Annotated in this window: 3 protein-coding genes and 1 pseudogene; 2 read left to right on the top strand and 2 right to left on the bottom strand. The window is 57.5% G+C overall.

All coding sequences use genetic code 11. From position 1 onward, the window contains the following. Together M0974_RS23160 and M0974_RS23165 are read right to left on the bottom strand one after the other, a co-directional pair. Positions 1-509, bottom strand: a 509-nt coding sequence (locus M0974_RS23160; RefSeq protein ID WP_297842371.1) for an anti-sigma factor, incomplete at its 3' end; no start/stop codon positions are given. Continuing rightward, positions 506-1,018 (bottom strand): sigma-70 family RNA polymerase sigma factor, encoded by a 513-nt coding sequence (locus M0974_RS23165; protein WP_297842374.1) that lies wholly within the window; start codon positions 1,016-1,018, stop codon positions 506-508. The genes M0974_RS23160 and M0974_RS23165, both read right to left, overlap by 4 nt. A gap of 177 nt (positions 1,019-1,195) precedes the next feature. Between M0974_RS23165 and M0974_RS23170 the strand changes: the two genes are divergently transcribed. Both M0974_RS23170 and M0974_RS23175 read left to right on the top strand, forming a co-directional pair. Further along, positions 1,196-2,293, top strand: coding sequence for a catalase family peroxidase (locus M0974_RS23170; protein ID WP_297842377.1), 1,098 nt, complete (start codon positions 1,196-1,198; stop codon positions 2,291-2,293). Next, a pseudogene (locus M0974_RS23175) lies at positions 2,293-2,413 on the top strand (cytochrome b); the annotation flags it as partial. The gene M0974_RS23170 and the pseudogene M0974_RS23175, both read left to right, overlap by 1 nt.

Genomic DNA, 2,413 nt, shown 5'->3' on the forward strand with positions numbered 1-2,413 from the left:
CTGACCGGTTTGAAACCTGCGGCCTCAAGGTCCGGAAGCCGATTGGCCTGGGAGAAGTTTTTGTCCAGCCAGCCTTGTGCATTGCTGGTCTTTTCCGCGTTCCAGTCCGAGGCGATGTTGTCATTTACTGCGAACATCCGGTACGCCTGCACGGCATCGGCCATGGGCAAAACGTTGTTGCTCATGGTCATTTCCCGAGCCTGCCAACCGCTCAAACCGCCCACGCTGACGGCGATCAGCAACACCGCCGCCGTAGCGTAATGTCGGTAGGAAGAACGGCGCATGCGTTGGCGAATGAATGCAGGATCAAGTTCGGCGTTAGGCGGCATGCGCAGTCCACCGCTTAGCGCGGCGCGCAAATGCTGAGCATCCAGTTGCCAGGCGGCGATCTGCTCTGCCTGTTCTGGGTGCGCGGCCAACCAGGTTTCCAGGGCCAAGCGGTCGGCATCGGTGAGTTGATTATCGACATAAGCGTGCAAGTCGCGTTCGCTGGGGGGCAGGGTAATCATTTCAATATCCGCAGAGAAGGAAGTGTGATTTCACCGTCGCTGAGCTGGCGCAAGGCCTGGCGAGCGCGGGACAGACGCGACATGACGGTGCCAACAGGAACATCAAGAATGTCGGCGACCTCTTTATAGCTAAGACCTTCTACCGATACCCATAACAACAAGGCGCGTTGCTCAGTATTTAACAAACCAAATGCTTCGAGTGTTGATTGCGCGACCACGGTTCGCTCGACGGATGGCTCGTAATGATCGTCTTTGCCGCCGGTAAACAGTTCCAGCATGCGGCTGTACCGCCGGGAGCGGCGGTGAGCATCAAGAAACTGTCGATACAGGATCGAAAATAGCCAAGCGCGCAAATCACCTTCGGGGCGCTTGTTCGCCCAGCGTGACAGGGCTTTTTCCAGGCTCGACTGCACCAGATCATCAGCGCTGCTGGGGTCGCGGGTCAGCCATACCGCGAAGCGACGCATTCGCGGCAGTAGCTCTCGGAGTTGATCGTCAAATTCGTTCATGGGCCTGCGGGTTCCGAGTCAGCAACTATGATCAGTCAGATCGTGTGACCAGAGAGACGCCTGTCGATAAAGGTTTATTCCGTCCATGAAAAAATAAATGTAGGTGATTGGAATAATCCTTTTGCGCCATCGTCACACAGTACCTACACCTTGAGGCCAACGGCCCTGGAGTTTTTCATGGTTGACCGTTTACCGCCGACATCGCGCCCGCAAAAGCCGGCCTTGAGTGCCGCAAACACTCTATTTCGCTTGGCCGGCATTGCCGTGGTGGTAATCGCCGCCGCCGGTGTCTTCGCCTACGTGGGTGGTTATTTCGATCCCCAGCGCCTGACGCCGAAATTATTCACTGATCGACTCGAACAGAGCAATGGGGTGCATCCAGGGTTCCGGCGCAATCACTCAAAAGGTGTTTGCGTGGCAGGGTATTTTGAAAGCAACGGCGCTGCCGCCGAATTTTCCAGCGCTCAGGTGCTCAGTGCCACACGCACACCGGTGGTAGGCCGTTTCGCATTGCCGACGGGTAACCCGTATTCGCCTGACAGTGCGGTACCCATCCGCAGCATGGCACTGCGTTTCAAACAAGCCAATGGGCAGCAATGGCGAACCGGAATGAACGCCATGCCGGTGTTCCCGGTGGGAACGCCCGAGGCTTTTTACGGGTTGCTCCAAGCCACCGCGCCGGACCCTGCAACTGGCAAACCAGACCCAAGTAAGCCCCCTGCATTTTTCGCCGCTCATCCGGAAACCGGGCCGTTTCTGGCATGGGCCAAAACCGCTAAACCTCCCGCCAGCTACACCACTGAAAACTACAGCAGCATCAACTCGTTTTACCTTGTCAGCGCTGACGGCAAGCGTCAGGCCGTGCGCTGGAGCATGGTGCCGGTAAATAAGGATGACAGCGGAGCGCAGGCTCCTGACGCTAAAGATTACTTGGAAAAGGACCTGGATCAGCATTTAGCAGCCGGGCCGCTGCGCTGGAACCTGGTGTTCACGTTGGCCAATGCCGGCGACCCCATCAACGACGCTAGCAAAGCCTGGGGCAGTGATCACCGTACGGTGAATGCCGGCACGTTGGTATTGGAAAGCACTCAGCCTCAACTCAGCGGCGATTGCCGCGACGTCAATTACGACCCGCTGGTGTTGCCGAGTGGCATTGAAGGTTCTGACGACCCGCTGCTGGCCGCACGTTCTGCGGTTTATGCTTCTTCTTACCTGCGACGGACCAGTGAAGTGGACCAGTTGCCCACATCTGCCTCGACCCAGGAGCCAAAATAATGAACGGCCAACCTTCGCATTTCGCACCCTTGGCGCGCCTGCTGCATTGGCTGATGGCGTTAATGATCTTGTCCATGTTGTTCATCGGGGCAGGGATGGTGGCCTCGGTGTCGGAGCGGC

This window comes from Pseudomonas sp. (assembly GCF_026224925.1).
In the GTDB taxonomy this organism is placed as follows: Bacteria; Pseudomonadota; Gammaproteobacteria; order Pseudomonadales; family Pseudomonadaceae; genus Aquipseudomonas.